Below are 23,671 nucleotides of genomic sequence, written 5' to 3'. Positions count from 1 at the left end.
CTATATAAAACCATATATTATTTTCACCATTTAATAAAAAATAATATATTTCCCGTTTAATAAAGGAGACTAGGAAAATGGTTGGCGTATTTCAACATCTAGGACGTAGTGTACAAAACCGCCCACATTTCTTTATTGCTTTATTCATAGGTATTGTCACAGCCGGTATTTTGACATGGTTAACATCATGGAAGTGGTCAACTATTTTATTAGTCAGCTGGAATGCTTCCGTTAGCATATATTTACTACATGTTTGGCAACTCATGAAAAGTGCCGACCATTCACAAATGCAACAGCAAGCTAAAAAACAAGATGAAAGCAAATGGGTCATTATGCTGATTGTTTTATTAGCATTAATCATGTGTTTGGTTGCTATTCTAATTCAACTGTCACAACTCCCTTCCGACAGTTCTGCAAAGTTAGGTCATGTGGCTTTAGCTTTACTCACCATTGTGTCTGCATGGCTTTTTATGCATACCGTTTTTGCTCTACATTATGCCCATGATTTTTATATGGCTTTATCTAGAAATGAGGAAAATGGAGGGTTAGATTTCCCTGGTACAAAACAGCCAACTTATCCTGATTTTCTATATTTTAGTTATATTATTGGTACTTCTGCTCAAACTGCGGATGTGTCAATTACCACCAAGCACATGCGTCTTTTAAACTTATTTCACGCTGTGTTGTCTTTTGGATTTAATACCACCATTTTAGCGATTTGTATTAACGTTGCTGCTGGTTTTCTTACCAATTAAAATCTTTATTTGAAAACAAAAAAGCCACCCCTTTGGGTGACTTTTAAGAATATTAGGTTTACAGCAGTTGCCCCATAGTACTTTGTTTTAAGCCTTCACGCTGTTTGATCGTTTCAACATAACGGGTAATAGCAGGATGTGATTCAATCGCATTCATTTTTAACTGCCATAAAAGCATTGCTCCAACACTTACATCTGCTGCGGTAAATTGCTCACCACATACATACGGATTCGCTTCACTTAATCCTTGAACTAAAGCTTGATAAGCATCATTGTAATCGCCATAACCAACAAACATTTTTTGCTCAGGTGATACTTCTATTCCTAAAGCCTTATCAACACCCGCAGCTTCCCAAGGGCCCGCCATCACAAATAACCAACGATAGTACAAACCACGTTTTGGATCATTCAAGGCTGGTGCCAAACCTTTATCACTAAACTTGTCGGCTAGATATGCACAGATTGCACCCAACTCATAAATCACTACATCGCCATCTACCAATACCGGTACTTTTCCAAAAGGATTAAGTTTTAGATATTCAGGTGACTTCATTTCAGTCTTATATGCGACTTCAATTCGTTCACATTCAACACCTAACTCGACCAAAAGCCAGTCAATAACTACACCACGCGACTCTTTGTTAGTATAAAGTTTAAGGCTCATTCTTATTGCTCCTTGTTTATCGTAGTTCTTAGTTTACAAATAACTTTTGTCAGTTTTTGTCAGTAGTCCTTTGCATTTCTTGTTTCCACCATCTTTGAAACAGATGTTTTTTAAATTCAGGATATATTTCCTCACTCATTTGCAAGTCATGGATACGATCTATCCGAAAATGGCGAAATGCCTGCCGTAATTCACACCAAGCAGCAAGTACAACTTTGTCATGTAAATACCCTAAAGCAAAAGGCCAAAGTGAACGTTCACTTAACCGTTTTTGTTCATCGCAATAATCGACTTTTATTTTTACTTGCTTACGAATCGCTAAACGTACTTGTTCTACTAAAGCTTCATCAACCGGATGCCAGTAATGTGTAACGCCTAGCGTCATGTCATCGATCAAATATTTCCGGTGCTCAGGTAGAACTGCATAAAGTTTAGAATAGATTGAAACGGCTGCCGATTTCATTGCCTGATCTGGAACGTCTTTCAACCACTCTAAAGCTAAAAATAGAGCTTCAGCTTCATTCTCATTAAAAGTAACCGGTGGTAATAAGATGTCTTCTTTAAGCTGAAAACCCAAGCCTGCTGAGGCATCAATTCTTACACCTTGCTCACGTAAGCTATCAATATCTCGATAGACACTTCGAACACTAATGTTTAGGCTTTCAGCCAAGACTTGTGCTGTGATTGGGTAACGGGCTTCACGGAGCTGTTGTAAAAGATTTAATAGACGAATTGAACGGCTCATTTTTCTCTTCTTATTGTTTTGTTATTCAGCTTAAAAAAGAGGGAACGTATTCCCTCTTTAATACTATTTCAATTTAAGCGACATCTACAGTAGGTAACTGAGCATACCCTCTCAAAAAGCTGTGAAGCTCTTGTACATCTTTAGCAATCGTTAAAGGCTGGAACTTTTGCAGAACTTCAACCGAATGTACGCCATAGCCAACACCAATACGCGGCATCCCTAAACGCTGTGCCATCTCAAGATCATAGCTGCTGTCACCAATCATGACTGCTCGCTCAACATTCACTCCAGTGACTGTTAATATTTCTTGCAGCATGAGCGGATCTGGTTTTGAACGTGTTTCGTTGGCTGCCCGAGTCACATCAAAAAGATGAGTACTTTGTGTTTTTGCGATTACACGGTCTAACCCACGGCGATTTTTACCCGTTGCAACTGCAAGTTTTAAACCTTGGGCTTTTAAATCATGGAGTAGTTCAGAAATACCCTCAAACCATGCATCACTAGTCGAGTTCGCGATATAGTGATCACCATATGCCTTTAAGATCGAGTCATGCAATTCTGGCGCTTCTGGAAATAAGGTCTGCATCACCTCAGGCAAGCCTAAACCGATAATACTTTTTGCGGCTTCATCGCTTAGAGGCAGTTCATGTTGCTCTGCTGCATGTTGTAAGCTGGCAACAATCTGGCCAACAGAGTTATATAAAGTTCCATCCCAGTCAAAAATAACTAATTCGGTTTTCAGACTCATTTTGCTACTCTCAAAGCCTTTAATAACTGGGTCATGTCTTCTGGTAACGGCGCTTCAATCGGTGGATAACCCGGAATATCTAAACGCATCGCGTGTAAACATAAACGTCGTGCCTGCGGACCTGCGTACTCAGTGGTGTGTCCATATTTATCATCACCCAACAACGGATGTCCAATACTTAAGCCATGGACACGAATTTGATGAGTACGGCCTGATAAAGGTGATGCATGAACTAAAGTGGCATTTTTAAAACGCTCTGCAACCACCCATTCCGTTTTACTCGGTTTACCTTCTTTAGACACACGTACACGACGCTCGCCATTGGCTAACTCGTAACGAAATAGAGGAGCATCAATGAGTTGTTTATCGAGGCTCACCTGACCTTTTACAATTGCCGCATAAGTCTTACGAATTTTGTGCTCACGCAACATATCTTGTAGCAGCTTTAAAGTACTACGTTTCTTGCTAATCATGACCAGGCCAGAGGTATCACGGTCAATGCGGTGAATTAGTTCTAAATATTTTTTACCTGTCGCGGCGCGTAAAGCCTCAATCAAACCATATGCCACGCCACTACCACCATGTACAGCAATACCTGATGGTTTATTGATGACTAACAGGCCTTCATCTTCATAAACCACACGGCTGAGTAGGCTCTGTGCTACACTATCACTCACAGGAGCAGCGGTTTCATCCTTTTGTTCATAGCGAATAGGTGCAACACGAATCTGATCTCCAATCTCTAATTTGGTCTCAGCTTTAATACGTTTTTTGTTTATTCGAACCTGACCTTCACGAATCAAACGATAAATACGACTCTTAGGTACACCCTTTAAACGCGAAAACAGGAAATTATCAATTCGCTGTCCTGCTTGATGTTCATCCACCTCAAACCAAGTGACACTTTGCCATTGCTGTGTAGAATTCATACTAATATTTAAACCTGAAATTTTGCTAAATTTGATTAATAAATGACCGATTAGCTTAGTTTTTTCACAAGAAATCTAAGCTTAGCCCATAGGCAGATGCTGCAAGGTTTGATATAGTCAGCGCACGGATACCGCCGTAAGTGAACATCTAATAGGGAATTTCCCTGATTGAAACCTCAATCAAAATGATGCTTTCATCACCAGCTCGGATTGGTCCTAAAGAATTATGCCGACGCCGAAGGCTTATTATATCGGCAAAATGACAAACTGTTGCGTTTAATTCAGTTTGTTCAAAAAAATATGTTACCAACTCTAGTTGGTTATGGAACGTAAACTGATACACATCAGACAAATCGCTCCTTAATGTTGCCTTCAGGCTAAAGCGTTGATGCATTGGAACTGCCGAAAGCACCGATACGATGAGCATTCCGTATCAAACTTCCAAAAAGAAGTCACTTCGCGCCCAATGACAGTGAAAGTCATTAACCAATGCACCGCTCACCCGCCAGTGAAGCACTAAGGAAGTCCGATTTAAAGGTTGAAGCAGTATTGCCTACATCACAGACGAGAATCGAAGCTAAGGCTAAATGTAGCCGGTAACAGATGACTCAGACCACAAATATTTTGAGATCTGGGAAATGATCCGTCATGTTCGATGTTCGTTCAGAACCTTTAAGTTTGTGCGATATGTTTGTGTGGGTCACTATTAGGTGTCACACCCATGAAACGTATGTTGATTAATGCAACTCACGCAGAAGAAGTCCGCGTTGCACTTATCACTGGTAATCGTCTTTACGATTTTGATTTAGAGAATCGTACCCGAGAACAGAAAAAATCCAATATCTATAAAGGCCATGTAACCCGCGTAGAACCCTCGTTAGAAGCTGTTTTTGTTGAATACGGCGCAGGCCGTCAAGGCTTCTTGTCTATGCGCGAAATTGCTAACAGTTATTTCCAAGCAGACCCACGACAAACCTCAAACATTCGTGAACTTATCACTGAAGGTACTGAATTACTTGTTCAAGTCGAAAAAGAAGAACGTGGCAATAAAGGTGCAGCTCTTTCTACCTTTATTTCACTTGCAGGACGTTATTTGGTTCTTATGCCAAACAACCCGAAAGGTGGCGGTATTAGTCGTCAAATTTCAGGTTCTGTACGTGAAGAGCTAAAAGAGATTCTAGCTTCTTTAAATTTACCACGTGGTATGAGCGTTATTGTACGTACCGCTGGTATTGGCCGTACCCAAGAAGAATTACAGTTAGACTTACAGCATTTGCTTGACCTTTGGGCACAAATCCAAGGCACAGCGAGCTCTGGTCCTTCTCCAATGCTGGTTCATCAAGAAGCTGGTGTTGTTACTCGTGCTATCCGCGATTATTTACGTGATGATGTTGCAGAAATTTTAATTGATAGCGAACAGGCTTATAACGAAGCTTATAACTTTGTTAAAGCAGTGATGCCTCGTCAATTAGACAAACTTAAAACTTATACTTTAAACGAGCCATTGTTTGCTCATTTTGGTATTGAAAGTCAAATTCAAACTGCTTATGAACGTGAAGTAAAACTTCCTTCTGGCGGTTCAATTGTGATTGACCAGACTGAAGCTTTAGTTTCAATCGATATTAACTCTGCGAAATCGACTCGTGGACATGACGTTGAAGAAACTGCGCTGAATACTAACTTAGAAGCAGCAGAAGAAATTGCTCGCCAACTTCGTCTTCGTGACATTGGTGGTTTAGTTGTAATCGACTTCATCGATATGACTAAAGAGCGCAACCAACGTATGGTTGAAGCAAAACTTCGTGAAGCAACACAAAGCGATCGCGCACGTATTCAGTTTGGACAACTTTCTCGTTTTGGCTTAATGGAAATGAGCCGTCAACGCTTACGTCCATCTCTTGAAGAAGCAACAGGTTATGTGTGCCCACGCTGTCATGGTACAGGCATGGTTCGTGACTTACGCTCACTTTCGCTTTCAATTATGCGTAAAGTAGAAGAGATCGCGCTTCGTGAACGTCATGGTGAAGTACAGGTAGAAGTGCCTGTTGAAATTGCAGCATTCTTGCTCAATGAAAAACGTCATAGTCTTGTTTATTTAGAACAAACTTCTAGTGTTCGTGTGACTGTTTTACCTCACCCGCACTTAGAAACCCCTCACTACGAAATTCAGTACAATCCAGATGGATTTGCACCATCTAGCTACGAACGTACTGAAGCAACTCGTTCAAGTGAAAAAGAGTTAGGTTATGAATCTTCTGAATGGCATTTAGAAGAAGCCGATCATGGCCATACTCATGCAGCCCCTGCTGCCAATAACGCAGCCAACCAAAAGAAAGCAAATCAAGCGGCTCAACCTGCTGCTCAGGCAAGCGCTCAAAAAGCAGCAAGCCCATGTGCATGGTTAGAAAACCTTTTTGTTCAAAAACAAGCTCAAACAGTTGATCAATCTCGCTCAGCACAAAATGCTGCTGCCGCAATTGAACAAATGGTGAATACTGGCGCTGTTAGCCGTGGGCAGTTTGGACAAGTTGTAGCACCAGCAGTTGCTGAAGTTACTTCGGCTCCATCTAACAATGCTTATATTTCTCAATCTCCTGTTAAGCAGGAAGCACGTGAGAATGTTGAAAAAGACGATAAAGTACAACAGCAGCGTCCAAACAACAAAAAACGTAAGCACAAAGAGCAACGTGAACAACATCAACATCACCACAATCAAGAACCACAGCAACAACAGGTTCATGAAGAAGTTGTACAGTTATCACGCCAAGAGCAACGTGAATTAAAACGTCAACAAAAGCGTCAACAACAAGATCAGCCGCATGCGCAACATCAAAATGATGGGCAACAAGCTGAACATGCTGTACCGCGTCGTGACCGTAATAATCAACAACGTCCAAACCGCCCGAATCGCCACCGCGATCCAAGCGTATTAAATGAAAATCAAAATACGCCGGCACCAGCAGTTGTTGATGAAAAACAAATTAAGGTTGATTTGATTGATGCTCCACAGCATGAAGTCATGAATACAGCCTTAGTCATCAATGTTGATCAAGCACAAAGCGAAATTATTGCTTTAACGCCTGAGCAACCTGTTGAACGCACTGAAAAAGCACCTGTTGTTGAAGCTACTCAAGAATCAGCTCCAGCACCAGTTGTGTCAGTGGAAGAGACGGTAACTGCTGAAGCAGAAGCTCCTCAACCAAAGGCTGAGAAAACTCAACCGCAAGTTCAACGTGCAAGTAATGATCCTCGTATGCGTCGCCGTGAACAACGCAATGCAAAACGTGCTAAAGCTGCTGCACCATCAATTGCCCCATCGCAAATTCCAACGTTGGCGCAATATACAATTGGTAGCTTGATCCGTCATGTTTACGGTGAAGACTGCACAGTACTGATTGAACAGTTTGGTTTAGTTCCAACATTCAACCGTGCATTGCAGAAATTTGCAGAGCAATACGCAAGTACTCTAGTGACTGAAGTCGCAGCTGAAGCTGAAGACAAAAAGCCTGTTACTCGTGATGCCGAGCTTCCAAGCAATAAGCCTTCACAAGAAGCAGAACCTGCGCCAGTACTTCCGTTGACGCCACCAAAAGAAGCGACACCACGTGTTGCTAATGATCCGCGTGAACGCCGTCGTTTAGCGAAACTTGCAGCTGAACAAGCTTTTGAGCAAGTTAAACAACAACATTCTGCACCAGAAGAAGCTGCCCCTGTAGCTGAGACTGTGGAAGAAGCCGTTGTTGCTCCTACTGCTGAAACACAAGTACCTGTTGAATCAAAGCAACAACCGCTTGCGCTTGATCAGGAAACTGAAGTAGCAGCTAATGTAGAAGAGACACCAGCTGAACCTGCAGTAGAAGCTCCGGTTGCAAAACAGCCAAAAGCAGCTGCAAAAGCCAAAGCAGCTACAGAACAAGCTGTAGAGCCAACTGAAGCCCCTGCCGAGAGTGAATCAGAAGATTCTAAAGCTGATAAGGACAAACCAAGTCGTCCTCGTCGCCCTCGCGGCCGTCCACCAAAGAAAGCAAATCCTGTAGCTGAGTAAATCATTTGCTCAATTGCAGCTAATTTAAACAAACCTAGTCATTTCGATGACTAGGTTTTTTTTGTTATTTTTAACCAATTAGGTTGATTGCACTAGAAGAAAAGTTTTAAAAGCATGGTGAACCATGAAAAATACTGTACTTTTGCCAACGCAACCTTTTTTGGATTGATCGAAAAATAAATAGGATTGATATGAGCCAGACAACACAGACCGATATCATTACGCTTGGGGATGTTGCCACTAGACTTCCTAGCTTTATTCCCAAAGTACCCCATATCCTGAATGGTCTTAAACAGGCTTATTTAAGAACAGCAAATACACCAACTGGATTAGGCGTAGCTTTTGAGAAAGCTGTTAAGCGAAATCCAAAAGGTACTGCTTTATTATTTGAAGATCAAAGTTACTCATACGAAGCTTTAAATGAATGGGCTAACCAGATTTCTCACTATTATTTATCTCTCGGTGCACGTAAAGGCGATGTGATTGCCGTAATGGTTGAGAACCGTTCTGAGCTTATTGCCACTATTGTGGGCTTAGCTAAAATTGGGGTAACGATTGCGCTTGTAAATACATCGCAAGTCGGTAAAGTTCTCGCTCATAGTATCAATCTTGTAAAACCAATTGCAGTCATTGCGGGTGAAGAAGTCCGTGCTGCAATTGATGAAATTCGTCAAGACTTAAACGTTCCTAAAGACCGTTTTCACTGGTTTGCAGATCAGGCTACTCGTCAAGATGCAGGAACAGCACCTCAAGGTTATGCCAATCTTGCAATAGAAATTGATCAATTCCCGAAATTCAATCCATCGACCACACACTCCGTTCATGGAAATGATGGCCTGTTTTATATTTATACTTCGGGTACAACAGGCTTACCAAAAGCAGTTATTTTTAAACATAGCCGCTGGACACTTGCCTACGGCACTTACGGCCACATTTTAAACCTTGGCCCAGATGATGTGATGTATGTCACTTTACCGCTGTACCATGCAACAGGTGTGGTGGTTTGCTGGTGTGGTGTGATTGCAGGAAGCTCTACGCTTGCCATTCGACGTAAATATTCAACCAGTGCATTCTGGAAAGATGTTCAGAAGTTTAATGCGTCTGCAATCGGTTATGTAGGTGAACTTTGCCGTTACTTGATGGATGCTCCAACTACAGAGCTTGACCGTGCTCACCGTGTAACCAAAATGATTGGTAACGGCATGCGTCCAAACATCTGGGATAAATTCAAACAGCGTTTTGGTGTTGAAGAAGTTCTAGAGCTTTATGCTTCAAGTGAAGGCAATGTCGGCTTTAGTAATATTTTCAACTTTGATAATACGGTAGGCTTCTCCCCTATGCCGTATGCAGTCATTCAATTTGATAAAGAAAAGAATGAGCCTGTACGCGATAAAAATGGCTGGTGTAAAAAAGTTAAAGCAGGTGAAGTCGGTTTATTGGTGGGTAAAATTACCAGTCGCTCTCCATTTGATGGCTATACCGACCCAGAAAAGAATAAATCTGTGATTATGCAAGATGTCTTCAAAAAAGGTGACTCATATTTCAACACAGGTGATCTTGTTCGTAATATTGGTTTCCGTCACGCTCAGTTTGTTGACCGCTTGGGTGATACCTTCCGCTGGAAAGGCGAAAATGTATCTACCACCGAAGTTGAAAACATGGTGTGTGAATATGACAAGATCGCTGAAGCTGTGGTTTATGGTGTAGAAATTCCAAATACCAATGGTCGTGCAGGTATGGCAGCAATCACACTTGCTGATGGTGCCGAGTTAAATGACGCTGATTTAACAGAAATGGTGACTGTATTTAAAAAATGCTTACCTGCTTATGCGGTACCAGTGTTTTTACGTATACAAGCTAAAGTTGAAACCACAGGTACTTTTAAGTACCAAAAGAATAAATTGAAGGAAGATGCGTTTAATCCAAGCAAAACTTCTGAACGTTTACTCGCTTTATTGCCTGGTGAAAGCAGTTACTGTGACATCACAACTGAAATTTTTGACAACATTCAGGCATATAAATACCGTTTTTAGTTCATTTTTTAGCTAAACAAGAGGAAATCGTGCTTTTTATAGGCAATCATGCAAATGTTTTTAAATTTCCTCTTGTGTTAGTTGAATAACTTGCTAAAATACGCGACATCAAAACGATACGGGTCGTTAGCTCAGTTGGTAGAGCAGCGGACTTTTAATCCGTTGGTCCCGCGTTCGAGTCGCGGACGACCCACCACTTATCTGTTTTGAACCTATTTGGGTCGTTAGCTCAGTTGGTAGAGCAGCGGACTTTTAATCCGTTGGTCCCGCGTTCGAGTCGCGGACGACCCACCAAATTCTAAAAAGCCTCTCACTGCGAGAGGCTTTTTTTATTATTAATGTATTTTAATTTTATGACTAAAAGATGACGATGCACTTCTTGTATAGAACATCCCTGGTCCATTCCATAAATATTTCCAAACGTTTAGGAATATAACTTCTATTCGGATATAAAATATTAAGTGGAAGTGATTGAGCGGTATAGACACTTAGTACTTCAACTAAAGTTCCCTGCTCGATTTTATCCTGAACATCGTAATATGGAAGTTGAATAATTCCCAAACCTGCAATAGCTGCTGCAATATAGGCTTCCGTATTATTTACGCTTAAAGCACTATCCATCATCACAGCTCCATCTTGATATGAAAATACGCCCTGTTTTTCTCCTACTGCTCCCGCATAGTTAATGAGTTTGTGTTGAGATAGATCTTCTAATTGTTCAGGAATACCGTACTGTTCTAAATAGTCAGCACTTGCACAGTTCACCATAATCAAGTTACCAACGAACTTCGCAATTAAACTACTATTATCTAGCTGCCCCACCCGAACAACACAATCAATTCCTTTCTCGATTAAATCAGTAATGTCATCAGAGCTATGAAGTTGTAAATGAATGTCTGGATAGCGGCTATAAAAATCGGACAGTTCAGGAATAATCACTTGATGCACGATTCGGCTGGGCATTGAAATTTTTAGCGTGCCACGATAATGCTGCTTTTGTGCCTGTATAAGCTGTTCGAGCTGTTCATAATCAAATAATAGATTTTGACACTCAGGTAATATTCGTTGTCCATCTTGGGTAAGGCTTACTTTACGCGTAGTACGATGAAATAAGCGTACTCCATAGTGAGTTTCTAGCTGTTGAATTGCGCTCGTCACTGTCGAACGAGGCAAATCAAGCTGATTCGCCACTTCACTAAAGCTTTGTCGTTTAGCGACTTCTGTAAAAATAAAAAATTGCTGCAACCGATCCATTTAATTGTTCGTATTTTTTGAATAGTTAAACCAAACTAGCATAATTGATCAAAAATTACCGCCAATCTAGACTAAAAACACATTAAAACAAGTCAGCATAGGAACAACCATCATGACAACTCATACTCTTAAAGATAAAGTTGTATTGATTACAGGCGGTGCAAAAAACTTAGGTGGACTGATTAGCCGTAAATTTGCAGAACAAGGCGCCAAAATCGCGATTCACTACAATAGCGCTGAAACTCAAGCAGATGCTGAACAGACGCTCACAGATGTAAGAGCATTCGGTGTAGATGCCGTTTTAATTCAGGCAGACCTAACGGATATTGATAATATCGAAAAGCTATTCTTAGACACTAAGCAGCATTTTGGCGGAATTGATATTGCCATTAATACAGTTGGAAAGGTTTTAAAGAAATCTTTTTTAGATACCACAGAACAAGAGTTTGATAGCATGAGCGATATCAACTCAAAAATTGCCTATTTCTTTATTCAATCGGCAGGTCGTCATTTAAATGACGGCGGCAAGATTTGTTCAATCGTGACTTCTCTTCTTGCAGCCTACACTGGACTCTATTCAACCTATGAAGGTTTAAAAGCACCTGTTGAGCATTACACACGTGCTGCATCAAAAGAATTTGGTGATCGTCAGATTTCTGTGACTGCTGTTGCACCTGGGCCTATGGATACACCTTTCTTTTATGGTCAGGAATCTGCCGAAGCAGTGGCTTACCATAAATCAGCTTCAGCTTTAGGTGGACTCACCAAAATTGAAGATATTGAACCTCTAGTTCGCTTTTTGGTAACTGATGGTTGGTGGATTACAGGACAGACTATTTTTGCAAACGGCGGCTATACCACTCGCTAAAATCAAAAAGCCGCATCTCAATGTGCGGCTTTTTAATTTGCTTCTTTATAAGAACTCTTCTAGTACCGAATTTAAGAAAATATGTCCCTGCTCAGTACAAGCCAAACGACAATGATCATCCACCAATAGCTTTCTAGCTCGTAGTGAAGTGAGTACTTCATTTAAGTGATCTAGGCTTAAACCTGTGCGCTGCTCATATAACTCAGCTTTTACGCCATCATTTAGACGTAAAGCATTCATCATGAACTCAAAAGGTAACTCTTCTGTCTCAATCTTTTTCATTTGCAAATGTTCGGCTGGAACCTTAGCCAAATAATCTTTCGGTAAGCGAGTTTTTTGGAAACGGTACACACCATCTGGTTGTGTGACTTTGCCATGTGCCCCTGCACCAATCGCAAGGTAATCACCAAATTCCCAATAATTTAAATTATGCGCTGAAGGCTGCTCTTTACGCCAAGCCGATACTTCATAATTTATAAAACCATTGGCTTTTAGATAAGCCTCACCCTGCTCTTGAATATCTTCTAGCACTTCATCTTGAGGTAAAATAGGCTGAGTTCGGAAAAATACGGTATTTGGCTCAATAGTAAGTTGATACCAACTGATATGTGTCGCGCCATGCTCTACAGCGACCTTTAAATCATAAAGCGCTTGTCCTAGGGTTTGCTCAGGTAGGCCATGCATTAAATCGACATTAACTCGCTTAAAGCCTGCTTGTCGTGCCTGCTCAATTGCATCCATAGCATTGTTGGCTGAATGAATACGCCCCAGTTTTTGCAAGTGCTCTGTATTAAAAGTCTGCACACCAATCGATAAACGGTTAATACCTGCGTCTAAATAGCCTGCAAACGGGTCATGTTCTAGTGTTCCGGGATTTGCCTCTAGGGTGATTTCACAGCCATCTTCAAATTTGAGCAATGACTTAAGCTGTTCAAACAGCCATGCATAGCCTTTAGCAGAAATAAGTGAAGGCGTTCCACCACCAATAAATACACTATGAATTGAACGTCCCTGAGCCATCTCAACTTGAGTTTCAAAGTCGGCCACCAATGCTTTTAAATAGGTTTGCTCGAGTTCTGCCGAAAGCGCTCCATCTGGTACGGCATGCGAGTTAAAGTCACAATATGGACATTTACGCACGCACCAAGGCATATGAATATATAAAGATAAAGGAACAGAAGCAGGGTTTAATACGGCCAAGGAGCAGGTCCAATTTACACAATATTTCTATTTTAACATGACTGCATCAATGGGCTTATGAAAACATACCTTAATTGCTTTAGACTGTTTTTAAACATACTTAAATATTGATAAAAATGATGAAATTCTCTAGTCAACTTTTCCTGATCTTACCTCTAGCTATGGGAATCGGTGTTGCCATGGCTTTTCAGACTGCAATCAATGCTCAACTGCGCGAGCAACTACACTCACCCTTGCAGGCAGCTTTATTATCATTTTTCATAGGTACTATTGTTTTAGCCGTTATGGTTTTCTTTCAAAGTACCGAGAAGCCCACTTTAAGTGAAATATCAAATATTCCATGGCTTCTTTGGACAGGAGGATTTCTTGGGGTTTATGCAATTAGCATGAGCATTTATACTGCACCTAAACTTGGTTTTTTAACCTTTACAGGGCTGGTCGTTTTTGGGCAATTGGTCATTTCAATGTTGCTTGATCATTTTGGTTGGTTAGGTACAGAAAAGACACCTGTTACATGGCAACGGTTTCTTGGTGGCGTGATCATCTTTGTCGGTGTGTTACTCACTTTGCAACGTTAGCTTCATTTTTATATTTAAAAAGAGTACCTTTTGTGTCGAATGTCACATCTTTTCGGTCTGAATTAAAACAACTCTTCCACTTAATGCTACCGATTTTAATTACCCAGTTTGCTCAAGCGGGATTTGGGTTAATTGACACTATTATGGCTGGACATTTATCTGCAACCGATTTAGCAGCAATTGCGGTAGGTGTGGGCTTATGGATCCCAGTCATGCTCCTGTTCAGTGGCATTATGATTGCAACTACACCTTTGGTCGCTGAAGCAAAGGGCGCAAGAAATACAGAACAAATTCCTGTCATTGTTCGTCAATCCTTATGGGTCGCCATCATTTTAGGCGTAATGGCTATGCTCATTTTGCAGCTTATGCCGTTTTTCTTACATGTGTTTGGCGTACCAGAAAGCTTACAGCCTAAAGCAAGTTTGTTCTTACATGCGATTGGTTTAGGTATGCCAGCTGTGACCATGTACGCAGCCCTACGCGGTTATTCTGAGGCTTTAGGCCATCCACGTCCTGTAACGGTCATTAGCTTACTGGCCTTAGTGGTTTTAATCCCTCTAAACATGATCTTTATGTATGGCTTAGGACCAATTCCTGCCTTGGGTAGCGCAGGCTGTGGCTTTGCAACCTCCATTTTACAGTGGCTCATGCTAATTACATTAGCTGGCTATATTTATAAAGCTTCGGCTTATCGAAACACGTCTATTTTTAGCAGATTCGATAAAATTAACCTGACTTGGGTAAAAAGAATTTTACAGCTTGGCCTACCCATCGGTTTAGCCGTGTTCTTTGAGGTGAGTATTTTCAGTACAGGTGCCTTGGTCCTTAGCCCACTCGGTGAAGTCTTTATTGCCGCGCATCAAGTTGCAATTTCAGTCACCTCTGTGCTGTTTATGATTCCGCTTTCACTTGCGATTGCCTTAACCATTCGTGTGGGAACGTATTATGGTGAAAAGAATTGGGCTTCAATGTACCAAGTCCAAAAGATTGGTCTGAGCACAGCAATATTTTTTGCCTTATTGACCATGTCTTTTATTGCTCTAGGTCGTGAACAAATTGTTTCAGTTTATACTCAAGATATAGATGTAGTTCCTATTGCCATGTATTTACTCTGGTTTGCAATGGGTTATCAATTGATGGATGCATTGCAAGTGAGTGCCGCAGGCTGTTTAAGAGGTATGCAAGATACTCAAGCACCGATGTGGATTACACTCATGGCGTATTGGGTGATTGCGTTCCCTATCGGACTTTATTTAGCACGTTATACCCATTGGGGTGTAGCTGGCGTGTGGCTAGGTTTGATTATTGGTTTAAGCATTGCTTGTGTTTTATTACTCTCACGGCTTTATTTAAATACCAAACGTTTAAGTCAAACCTAATAAAAAAGCCGATAAATATCGGCTTTTATTTTATGCAGACTTTGCCCGCGGGCTTGCTCCAATTTGCCAGACAAAAGGTAAATCTGTACGGTTAACTTCCCAATCTCCAATCACCTTTTCTTTATAGATGAGCGGATTATGTGAAGAGACCGTTCGTGCATTACGCCAGAAACGGTCGAGTTGTTTGACCTGACTACTTGCTGACGCGCCCAAAGCATTAAATAATTGGCTGGTTAAATCGAGTACCAAATTAGAAATCACCACCTGCCCTTGCGCCGATTCGAGCTCAGCATCTACATTAAACTGATGTTCTTTCACCTCTAACTCACTAAAGTGGCTTTCATAAGCCTTCTGTAATGCTTCAGCTGTTTTAATCGTAATTGCTAGACTTCCATAGGCTTGAGCAGAGGCTTTACCCACCACCTGTAAAACTTGTGGGTCGTGACGAACAAGGTCACCATTACCATGACTAAAAATACGCTTTCGCTCACGTATCTCCTGACTAAAAGTTTCTACTGCCGCATGTGCAATACCCGTTAAAGTTGCAAGATGGACGACTTGATAAAAAGCAGTTTGATATTTAAAACGCTGGTCAAATGGAATAAGGTGCGAGGCTGGCAAATGCACCTGATGTACTTTTAAAGTACCACTGCCCGTTGTCTTTTGACCAAAGCCATCCCAATCATCAATCACACTCACGCCTGTTTCATGGCGATAAATAGCAGCAATCACATGGCGGTCATTTACCTCATCGTAAGCAAATAAATCGATCCAGTCAGCAAAGATACTTCCTGTTGAATAGTACTTTTCTCCATTTACCACCAAGTTACCCGAAGCATCTTTGGTTACTCGTGTAACGACATCACCAATCTGTACATTTCCAACTTCGGTCCATGCATTCCCGACTAAATCACCCTGCACAAAACGCTGAAACCAGACCTCTTGTGAGTGCTCTTTATGCGCAACCAAACGGTCTTCAACAAAAGCGAAGTGTCCACGCAACGCTTGCACAATATTCGAGTCTGCTTGTGCTAACTCTGCTAAAAGCTGGAAAAGTTGCGGTAATGACACCCCATCTCCACCATACTTAACGGGTACACGTACCGCACCTAATTTGAGTTCTTTTAACCACTGAATCGGTTCAAAAGGCAATATTCGTTCTTTTTCCCGTTGAATTGCACCTTGGGCAATTTTTTCAAAAACTGGACGAAATCTACTTGCTACCTTTTCATAATCGGCGCCTACAGACAGTTCTTCTAATTCAATTTGGGTAATCGTCATCTTTATTCTCCTAATCTTATTTTTTATTCACTTTAACTCCATGCATGACGTGGTGGATGGATGCCATTGAGGTAGTAATTACCGACAATGTGATATTTCCAACGCACTGGATCATGCAAGGTGTGAGTGCGAGCATTACGCCAATGACGGTCCAGATTAAGCTCAGACAAGGTTGACCGTGTTCCAGACAACTCAAAAAGCTTATTCGCTGCTAAAATTGCAACTTCTGTAGTGAGTACTTTTGCTTCAGCAACCAGTAATGTCGCTTGGTTTACATGCTCTTCTGTCGTGTCGGTAATCGCTTGATCAATCGCATCTCCTGCTAAATCTAATACTGCCTCTGCTGCACGCAGTTTTATTTTTAAATCACCAATGTTTGCAATCGTATAGGGGTCATCGCTCGCTTTTTCCAAACCTGAATCGACCCATGCACGACTATGATTTTTGACATAGTGGATTGTTTCTTCTATTGCACCACGTGCAATACCAGCGTCGACAGCAGCTTGAATAAATTGTGAAATTGCACCTGCCGGCGTAGGACGTTCGAAAGCCTGATAAATCGGAATTAGATATTCTTCACGTACTGGAACCTGATTAAGTTCAACAGTTCCACTGGCCGTAGTTCGTTGTCCAAAGCCAGACCAGTCATTAATAATATTCACCCCTGAAGTTTCCCGAGGAACTAGCGCCGCATAAGGTTGCCCCTCTTCATTTACAGCGACAATAGGAACCCAATGCGCAAGCAATGCACCTGTTGCAAAAAACTTCTTGCCATTAATTTCATAACCGTGCTCGGTCTTTCGTAATGTGGTAGTGAGGTCAGCCACCGTTTTGCTATGTTTTTCTGAAAAGGCATTGCCAAAACGAATCCCTCTCAACACTAAGTTAAAGAAAAATTGTTGTTGTTCTGGGCCTGCATCAAGGCGTAAATGTTCAATAAAAGCCAAGTGATTTTGAGGAAGCTGTGCAAGAGATGGGTCAACACTCGCAATTGTTTTGATGACCTCAGCCAAGGTTCGATATTTAACTTGGGCACCACCAAATTGCTTGGGAACCGTAATAGCCCATAAGCCACTTTGTGAGAACTGTTGAATTTCGTTTAGAGGTAAACGGCGCTCTTTGTCTCGCTCAGATGCTTCTTGTGCAAACTCTTGAGCAAGTTGTTTGGCAAGCTCAATTGCCTCTTCATCAGAACGAATAATATGCGCATCTTTTGACTGCTCAAACACAGATAAAGGAACCGCCTGAGACCGCCCATGGGCCGAACTTAAACTTGTCATAACTTTTGTTATCTCTATTTTTATTTAACCTGTCATTCACATTACCACCAAAAAAACAGGCACTTTATAGATATTAAAGCTTTGTTTATGAAATGGATTTTCACAAGCTTTTCATATTTTTTACTATAAAAATAACATTTTGTTTTTCGAAAAATTTCTTACATGAGATAAACAATTTCATATAGGCTTTTTAAGCTTTGTCACCTATGATCAAAACTAGGCAATATTATGTTGTAGTCAATGAGGTATCGAAGATATGGCAAAGAATGCAAGTTCACCCGGCAAACGATTTATGAAACTTGCAGGAATGACCGCGAGCATTGCAACGAAAACCGTTTCTAACTCGATTCGAAACTTGACCGCAGATGAAGAACAAAAGCTGGCTTCAAAAACCAAGTTATTTCAGGATATTGGTTTGCAAATTGCCGACACCTTAGGCGAAATGAAAGGTGCCGTCATGAAGGTCGGCCAAATTGCATCACAATATAAAGATATTTTCCCACCCGAGGTCGCTAAAGCAATTTCTAAGTTACAGCGCCAAGCTCCACCTATGCCCTTTGCTGCTATTCAACAACAAGTTGAACGTGAGCTTGGAAAGCCGCTGAATGTTGCCTTTAAATCTTTTGATCAAGAACCTTTTGCAGCTGCTTCAATTGGACAAGTTCACAAAGCTGTCTTGCCAAGTAGCGAGCAAGTTGTTGTTAAAGTGCAATATCCGGGTGTTGATGAAGCCTGTGAAAGTGACTTAAAACAAGTACGTTTGGCACTTCGTTTAATGGGTGTGCTTAAAATTGATAAAAAGCTACAAGATCAGCTTTTTGCAGAGATTCAAGATAGTCTGTCAGCAGAGCTTAACTATGAAATCGAGGCTCAAAACCTTGAAGTTTTCAAAACATTTCATAGCCAATTAGATGATAAAATTATCATCCCGACTGTTTATAAAGATTACTCTTCAAGACGTATTTTAACCTTGAGTCTCGAACAAGGTGACAGCATTGAAACTGCCAGCGCTTGGCCTATCGAAATTCGAAATACCATTGGACGCCGCTTGATTCGTGCTTTAGGTCAGGAAATGTTCTTTTTAAAACGTTTTCACTGTGACCCTCATCCAGGTAACTTTGCTTTCCGCCAAGATGGCAGTGTCATTATTTATGACTATGGCAGTGTTAAAACGCTTTCAAATGAAATCGTGCAGCACTTTAAACGCTTAGTAAATGCAGCTCGCCATGAAAATATCGATTTGATCGAAACAGAATTATTTGAACTACATTCACTTGCTGAAAAAGGCAAATTCCCGAGTGATCTATATAAACTCTGGATTGAAGTATTATTACGTCCGCTTACCACTACTTATGATTTCGCCGAAAACTCATCACACCATGATGGCATGTTACTTGTGAAAAAATCTTTGAAGTATTGGGATGTCTTTAAACCCTCACCAGATACTTTAATGGTCAACAGAACCATTTCAGGGCATTACTGGAACCTTATTCACTTAAAAGTTCATGACAATCTAAACGATCTATTTGAAGAGCTTGTACCGCCTTCTAACTAACTTAATTTACTGATCAATGTAGCCCTTTATGGGGTACATTGACTTTTTAATTGTTACGTTATAACATTTCTTTAATCAAAAATAATTTAGGACAATCTCTCATGCGTAAAGATATTCATCCTGCTTATCAACAAGTGTTATTTCATGACACCAATGCAGACGTGTACTTCTTAATTGGTAGTACTCTTCAGTCTAAACAAACCAAAGAATATCAAGGGAAAGTCTACCCTTATGTCACTCTTGATATTTCAAGTGCCTCACACCCTTTCTACACAGGTGAAGTACGTCAAGCAAGTAACGAAGGCCGTGTAGCAAGCTTCAATAAACGCTTCGCTCGCTTTAATCGTAAGAGTTAATCTTGCGTTAAGATTTGACCAATATACTTAAATCATTGGAAGCCTAAGACTATCTCCTCCACTTAGGCTTCTTTTTTTATGTGTATTTTTTCATCATTTCTAAACTGTGTATAAAAGAAAACTTATCCACAAGTTGTCTAAAAACTCTTCTGATTTTTTTCAATAACTCCTCAATTTTTATAATTGCCAAGCTTTCAAAGCATGTATTCAATGCTATGCTTAAGCCCCATTTGATAGGAAGTTTAAGATTATGGCACAAGAGTTACTTGCCCAATTACAAGCAGGCACAGCAAAATTTTCAGACGTTTTAGCTCATATTGAAGCACGTTACCAACATACTCCAACGGCTTTTCAAAATGGTGCACAGCATAACGCTGCTACTGAAAATCAAGGCAGTGCAAAAGTTTTCTCTTTTGCCAAGTTACAAGGTTTAGACCAAGCACAAACTTTAAGTTTATTTGCAGAACACTACGCATCTGTATTGGCTACACCAGAAGGAACTGATCATCAAAATATTCGTCAGTTTATGCAAAATGGTTGGGATGGTGTGAAGTTTGAAGGTCAGGCTTTAACTGAAAAATAATAAGTGCTAGTAAGTAATGTCTTAAATTAGAAGATTGTCACAACAGAGTTTTTTTAGTGACGTTCTATATCTAGATTAGCCTTCGGCTCGACCTACTTTTCTTTTGGGAAAAGTAGGCAAAACCATTTTCATCAACAGAACCTGTTATCTGTTTGCACTTATCCCATATCTTGCAAAAACAGTATATAGCTAATTTCAGCCAGGCTGTTGATGACTTTAACGCGTATCAAATCCCAAAATAAATCAGAAGTTTTTAATTCATCATTTACTATCGTGACAAGCGGCATGGATGCCGCAGTTTTGCTGTGCTACATGGATGTGGCATCAGCGAAACAAAAGATTTTTGCTTACTTTTGATCTTTCAAAAGTAAGGTAGGCCTACACAAATGGTATGAGAGAACATTGTAAAACGGAGGCCGTGCAATATATTTCGGTGCTTACACACCTGAATAATCAGTTACCCGCCAGCCAATGATAAGCCGCCAAACCCAAACACGTAAAAATTAACGATCCAATTAAATGGATGGAAATCCCCAACATCGCCATTCCCAATTTACCACTTTGTAATAAAGTGACGATCTCAATCGAGAACGTTGAAAAGGTAGTTAAAGCTCCACAAAAACCAGTAATCACAAAAAGCTTATAGTTCGGGCTTAAATCACTTTGAGCAAAGTAGGCAATCGCAAAACCAATAATAAAGCCGCCCACTAAATTAACAGCCACTGTGCCAAGTGGAATTTGCGGGTAAATCGGGTTGAGTTTTAAACCTAAAAACCAACGCAACCATGCCCCTAGAACTGAGCCTAAAGCAATTGAAAGTAGAGAGTAATACATAGGACCACCCCTTTAGATAGACGCTAAAAGAGCAAAAAATAATGAAGGGAAATATGACACAGCGTACTCCAAAAATAAGCAGAGTACGTAATAACCTACGTACCCAACGATATAAATACATGAGGGTAACGTAGGCATCATTAGCCAATACGGCGGTTTTTCAAGGGAGGAATGCCATCTCCCTGTTTTAAGTATATTAGATCATCTTGAATTTGATTTAAATATACTTTTTAAAATCATGGACGTTCATCGTATTGCGGTAAATTGTCACAAATACTTTCCCATTCAGCCTTAGAAGCAGCAAATATATGCATTGTCGGCTTTTTGTCTAGTGGTGTATCAAGTGTCCCAATTCTTAAGCGATATAATTCAGGCTGAGCATCACGAGAACTAATCAAAGGTGAACCACATTCGCTACAGAACCAACGGTATACGCCTTCTACAGCAAATTTTTTGACTAGGTCTTCACCTTGGGTAATTTTAAAATCTGCACTGTTGATAGGAGCATTTGTTGCAAATGCTGTTCCATTGGCTTTTCGGCAGCGTTGACAGTGACATTGAATAATATCTCCGATATCGCCTTTAATTTCATAGCGAATCTCCTGACATAAACAACTTCCTTGATAAACTGATGATGCTTGAGACATGTTCTCGTAAATCCTATTATTATTGATCGCTCAAAAATAACACTTTTCACATATCAAACATAGCACCAAATTATCCTGTTATTTCTCTAAGAATGAATGCACGCCTTCACCAGCCGCTCGCCCTGTAGCAAAGCATGCTGTAAGTAAATATCCACCCGTAGGAGCATCCCAATCGAGCATTTCACCACAGCAAAAAACACCTGAGGTTTGTGTAAGCTCTAAGCTTTGACTTAATGCATTCTGCTTAACACCACCAGCACAGCTAATCGCTTCTTCAATGGGTCTAAACCCCTCTAGCTTAATTTGAAGCGCTTTGATGCGCTGAGCCATAGCCTCTGGTTGGTTCCATAGTGCTTTATCAACAACTTCTCGAATTAAGTTAATTTTGGCCGTGTCTAAGCCTGCTTTACGCCAGATATTAGTGAGCGATTGTTTTTTACCAGCCTGCAATTTTTTAATTAACTGTGAGAACTCTACATCAGGCAATAAATCTAAAAACAAATTTAAGCTTTGCCCTTGTTTTTGTTGTTCTCTTAAGGCACGTCCAAGTTTATAAATAACACCACTTTCTAAACCATAGTGAGTAATCACAATATCGCCATGTGCAATCTGGCTAGGATCAACCCACGCATTGATACGTTTTAAAGGCTCACCAAAACAGCTTTCCATAAAGGCTGTCCAAGTGTGAAGTACACCTGCATTACTTGGCTGGAAAGGCTCAACATCAGATTGATCAACCCATTTCTGCCAAGCGCCATCACTACCCAATTGAGACCAAGACACAGCACCACAAGCCAATACGACCGCATCGTATTGCTGGGTAAAGGTTTCAGTGCTTTGGTTATTTTGGTTTTCTAAAGTCACCGTTGTGCCTTGCAAATTAATACAACGATAACGATAAAAGAATTTAACCTGCTGTTCTGCCAAACGTTTTAGCCAAGCACGCAGTAAAGGTGCCGCTTTCATTTCGACAGGAAAAATACGACCTGAAGTACCAACGTAAGATTCTATTCCCAGACTTTTCATCCAGTTTTGAATCCAGACTGCATCCCATTTTTCAATCCACGGTTTGAGCCATTCTGTACGGTCATAGCGCTCAATAAACTGCGCTAAAGGTTCGGCATGCGAGATGTTTAACCCCGTTTTACCTGCCATTAGAAACTTACGCGCAGCTGAAGGCTTTTGCTCGTATACATCAATATCATAAGCATATTGGCTCAGTACCTCAGCTGCCATTAAACCAGCCGGACCTGCACCAATAATGGCAACCCGCTTATTCGCCATGCACTTGACCTTGTAATGGAGCAAACTCATCAAAACGTGTGCTGTAACCTTCAGGTTTAGTGATCACAAGCTGTTGGCAAAGTTCTCCACGTTCCAAATACTTAATTTCAAAATGAGTACGTGCAGATGTTTGAGCAATTTTCTCTTTTTGGTAAGGCAGCTTCCAGACATTAATTAATTGTTGTTCAGCTTCTTCAATATATTCAGGAATATTACTTGCCAAAGTAATGGTTCCACCTGTTTGCAGACGAGAGATTAAGAACTCAAAAAATGGCATATTCAACCAGCGCTGTGCTGGATTATGGGGTTCTGGGTTTGGATAGAGAATAAAGAAATGTTCAACTTGAGCAGGATGTAGTGCATGTACCACCCACGGTAAAGCATCTGCATGTACAGGAATTAAATTATCTCTTGGTTCCAGACCATGCTGTTTTTGCATTGCCAAGAATTTTTCTCGGGTTCGTTCAATTGCATACAATGTGTGCTGCGGCTGTTGCCCGCTAAAAAGCAAAGCATGTTTACCCTTGCCCGCTCCAATTTCTACACAAATCGGGGTATTTTCAATTGGGGTAAAATCGCGAGGCGCTTGCATACGTTGTGCTTGAAATTGACGAATCTGCATAATCACATCAAACTAAATAAAAATCGGCATA

22 protein-coding genes, 2 tRNA genes and 1 riboswitch are annotated in these 23,671 nt (G+C 40.7%); of the genes, 11 read left to right on the top strand and 13 right to left on the bottom strand.

The annotated features are described in order from the left end of the window. Positions 1-77 precede the first annotated feature (77 nt). Complete coding sequence (locus tag RMA94_RS03600) at positions 78-755, top strand: DUF1345 domain-containing protein (protein ID WP_002115060.1); 678 nt, start codon at positions 78-80, stop codon at positions 753-755. 58 nt (positions 756-813) lie between these two features. Here the strand turns inward: RMA94_RS03600 and RMA94_RS03595 are convergent, their stop codons facing one another. From RMA94_RS03595 to RMA94_RS03580, 4 genes are all read right to left on the bottom strand, one after another. Beyond that, a complete protein-coding gene (locus RMA94_RS03595) occupies positions 814-1,419 on the bottom strand; it encodes a glutathione S-transferase family protein (protein WP_005079230.1) in 606 nt (201 codons plus the stop codon). 49 nt (positions 1,420-1,468) lie between these two features. Continuing rightward, entirely contained in the window at positions 1,469-2,164 is a 696-nt protein-coding gene (locus RMA94_RS03590) for a YafY family protein (protein WP_002114898.1), read from the bottom strand. Positions 2,165-2,237: 73 nt separating this feature from the next. Then, positions 2,238-2,912, bottom strand: coding sequence for an HAD-IA family hydrolase (locus RMA94_RS03585; protein ID WP_130173237.1), 675 nt, complete (start codon positions 2,910-2,912; stop codon positions 2,238-2,240). Further along, positions 2,909-3,841 carry an RluA family pseudouridine synthase gene (locus RMA94_RS03580; RefSeq protein WP_069036473.1) on the bottom strand — a complete coding sequence of 311 codons (933 nt, stop codon included), beginning with the start codon at positions 3,839-3,841 and terminating at the stop codon, positions 2,909-2,911. Before RMA94_RS03580 ends, RMA94_RS03585 begins: the two co-directional genes overlap by 4 nt. A gap of 721 nt (positions 3,842-4,562) precedes the next feature. Here RMA94_RS03580 and RMA94_RS03575 point away from each other — a divergent pair. The 4 genes from RMA94_RS03575 to RMA94_RS03560 all read left to right on the top strand — a co-directional run bounded on the left by RMA94_RS03575 (position 4,563) and on the right by RMA94_RS03560 (position 10,213). After that, positions 4,563-7,886 carry an Rne/Rng family ribonuclease gene (locus RMA94_RS03575; protein ID WP_311081884.1) on the top strand — a complete coding sequence of 1,108 codons (3,324 nt, stop codon included), beginning with the start codon at positions 4,563-4,565 and terminating at the stop codon, positions 7,884-7,886. Positions 7,887-8,077: 191 nt separating this feature from the next. Next, complete coding sequence (locus tag RMA94_RS03570; protein ID WP_311081883.1) at positions 8,078-9,919, top strand: long-chain-acyl-CoA synthetase; 1,842 nt, start codon at positions 8,078-8,080, stop codon at positions 9,917-9,919. A gap of 120 nt (positions 9,920-10,039) precedes the next feature. Further along, positions 10,040-10,115 (top strand) — tRNA-Lys (locus RMA94_RS03565). 22 nt (positions 10,116-10,137) lie between these two features. After that, positions 10,138-10,213, top strand: a tRNA-Lys gene (locus RMA94_RS03560). Positions 10,214-10,276: 63 nt separating this feature from the next. Here the strand turns inward: RMA94_RS03560 and RMA94_RS03555 are convergent. Then, positions 10,277-11,173, bottom strand: a complete 897-nt coding sequence (locus RMA94_RS03555; protein ID WP_311081881.1) for a LysR family transcriptional regulator — start codon at positions 11,171-11,173, stop codon at positions 10,277-10,279. Positions 11,174-11,285: 112 nt separating this feature from the next. Between RMA94_RS03555 and RMA94_RS03550 the strand changes: the two genes are divergently transcribed. Next, complete coding sequence (locus RMA94_RS03550) at positions 11,286-12,041, top strand: SDR family oxidoreductase (RefSeq protein ID WP_130173242.1); 756 nt, start codon at positions 11,286-11,288, stop codon at positions 12,039-12,041. Positions 12,042-12,086: 45 nt separating this feature from the next. Here the strand turns inward: RMA94_RS03550 and hemW are convergent, their stop codons facing one another. Then, positions 12,087-13,241 (bottom strand): radical SAM family heme chaperone HemW, encoded by a 1,155-nt coding sequence (gene hemW, locus RMA94_RS03545; RefSeq protein WP_311081877.1) that lies wholly within the window; start codon positions 13,239-13,241, stop codon positions 12,087-12,089. Between the two features lie 116 nt (positions 13,242-13,357). Here hemW and RMA94_RS03540 point away from each other — a divergent pair, with 116 nt between their 5' ends. After that, complete coding sequence (locus tag RMA94_RS03540; RefSeq protein WP_202724480.1) at positions 13,358-13,819, top strand: DMT family transporter; 462 nt, start codon at positions 13,358-13,360, stop codon at positions 13,817-13,819. Between the two features lie 32 nt (positions 13,820-13,851). Then, on the top strand, positions 13,852-15,198 hold the full coding sequence (gene abeM / locus RMA94_RS03535) for a multidrug efflux MATE transporter AbeM (RefSeq protein ID WP_311081875.1): 1,347 nt from the start codon (positions 13,852-13,854) through the stop codon (positions 15,196-15,198). Positions 15,199-15,228: 30 nt separating this feature from the next. On the opposite strand, the gene RMA94_RS03530 is transcribed toward abeM, so the two are convergent. Together RMA94_RS03530 and RMA94_RS03525 are read right to left on the bottom strand one after the other, a co-directional pair. Continuing rightward, positions 15,229-16,479, bottom strand: a complete 1,251-nt coding sequence (locus RMA94_RS03530) for an acyl-CoA dehydrogenase family protein (RefSeq protein WP_005301987.1) — start codon at positions 16,477-16,479, stop codon at positions 15,229-15,231. 32 nt (positions 16,480-16,511) lie between these two features. Continuing rightward, positions 16,512-17,759 carry an SfnB family sulfur acquisition oxidoreductase gene (locus tag RMA94_RS03525; protein ID WP_311081873.1) on the bottom strand — a complete coding sequence of 416 codons (1,248 nt, stop codon included), beginning with the start codon at positions 17,757-17,759 and terminating at the stop codon, positions 16,512-16,514. Positions 17,760-18,015: 256 nt separating this feature from the next. Between RMA94_RS03525 and RMA94_RS03520 the strand changes: the two genes are divergently transcribed. The 3 genes from RMA94_RS03520 to RMA94_RS03510 all read left to right on the top strand — a co-directional run bounded on the left by RMA94_RS03520 (position 18,016) and on the right by RMA94_RS03510 (position 20,253). Next, entirely contained in the window at positions 18,016-19,314 is a 1,299-nt protein-coding gene (locus RMA94_RS03520) for an AarF/ABC1/UbiB kinase family protein (RefSeq protein WP_069036479.1), read from the top strand. A gap of 101 nt (positions 19,315-19,415) precedes the next feature. Then, complete coding sequence (locus tag RMA94_RS03515; RefSeq protein WP_002114896.1) at positions 19,416-19,670, top strand: type B 50S ribosomal protein L31; 255 nt, start codon at positions 19,416-19,418, stop codon at positions 19,668-19,670. A 250-nt stretch (positions 19,671-19,920) separates the two neighbouring features. Beyond that, complete coding sequence (locus RMA94_RS03510) at positions 19,921-20,253, top strand: HopJ type III effector protein (protein WP_002114866.1); 333 nt, start codon at positions 19,921-19,923, stop codon at positions 20,251-20,253. A 158-nt stretch (positions 20,254-20,411) separates the two neighbouring features. Here RMA94_RS03510 and RMA94_RS03505 read toward each other — a convergent pair whose 3' ends face one another. The 5 genes from RMA94_RS03505 to RMA94_RS03485 all read right to left on the bottom strand — a co-directional run bounded on the left by RMA94_RS03505 (position 20,412) and on the right by RMA94_RS03485 (position 23,646). Continuing rightward, a complete protein-coding gene (locus RMA94_RS03505; protein WP_311081872.1) occupies positions 20,412-20,540 on the bottom strand; it encodes a hypothetical protein in 129 nt (42 codons plus the stop codon). A gap of 166 nt (positions 20,541-20,706) precedes the next feature. Beyond that, positions 20,707-21,087 (bottom strand): fluoride efflux transporter CrcB, encoded by a 381-nt coding sequence (crcB, locus tag RMA94_RS03500; protein WP_311081871.1) that lies wholly within the window; start codon positions 21,085-21,087, stop codon positions 20,707-20,709. Between the two features lie 124 nt (positions 21,088-21,211). Next, a riboswitch (Fluoride riboswitch) is annotated at positions 21,212-21,278 on the bottom strand. Positions 21,279-21,323: 45 nt separating this feature from the next. Continuing rightward, positions 21,324-21,734: a GFA family protein gene (locus RMA94_RS03495; RefSeq protein WP_311081870.1), complete on the bottom strand. Its 411-nt coding sequence runs from the start codon at positions 21,732-21,734 to the stop codon at positions 21,324-21,326. A 78-nt stretch (positions 21,735-21,812) separates the two neighbouring features. Beyond that, positions 21,813-23,018 (bottom strand): TIGR03862 family flavoprotein, encoded by a 1,206-nt coding sequence (locus tag RMA94_RS03490; protein ID WP_311081869.1) that lies wholly within the window; start codon positions 23,016-23,018, stop codon positions 21,813-21,815. Further along, complete coding sequence (locus RMA94_RS03485; RefSeq protein ID WP_078224410.1) at positions 23,008-23,646, bottom strand: SAM-dependent methyltransferase; 639 nt, start codon at positions 23,644-23,646, stop codon at positions 23,008-23,010. The genes RMA94_RS03490 and RMA94_RS03485 overlap by 11 nt, the downstream gene beginning before the upstream one ends. Positions 23,647-23,671: the final 25 nt, after the last annotated feature.

It is taken from the genome of Acinetobacter sp. V115_6 (genome assembly GCF_031799025.1).
In the GTDB taxonomy this organism is placed as follows: domain Bacteria; phylum Pseudomonadota; class Gammaproteobacteria; order Pseudomonadales; family Moraxellaceae; genus Acinetobacter; species Acinetobacter pittii.
Note: the sequence above shows the minus strand (reverse complement) of the source record. Positions and strands in the feature narration are given on the sequence as shown.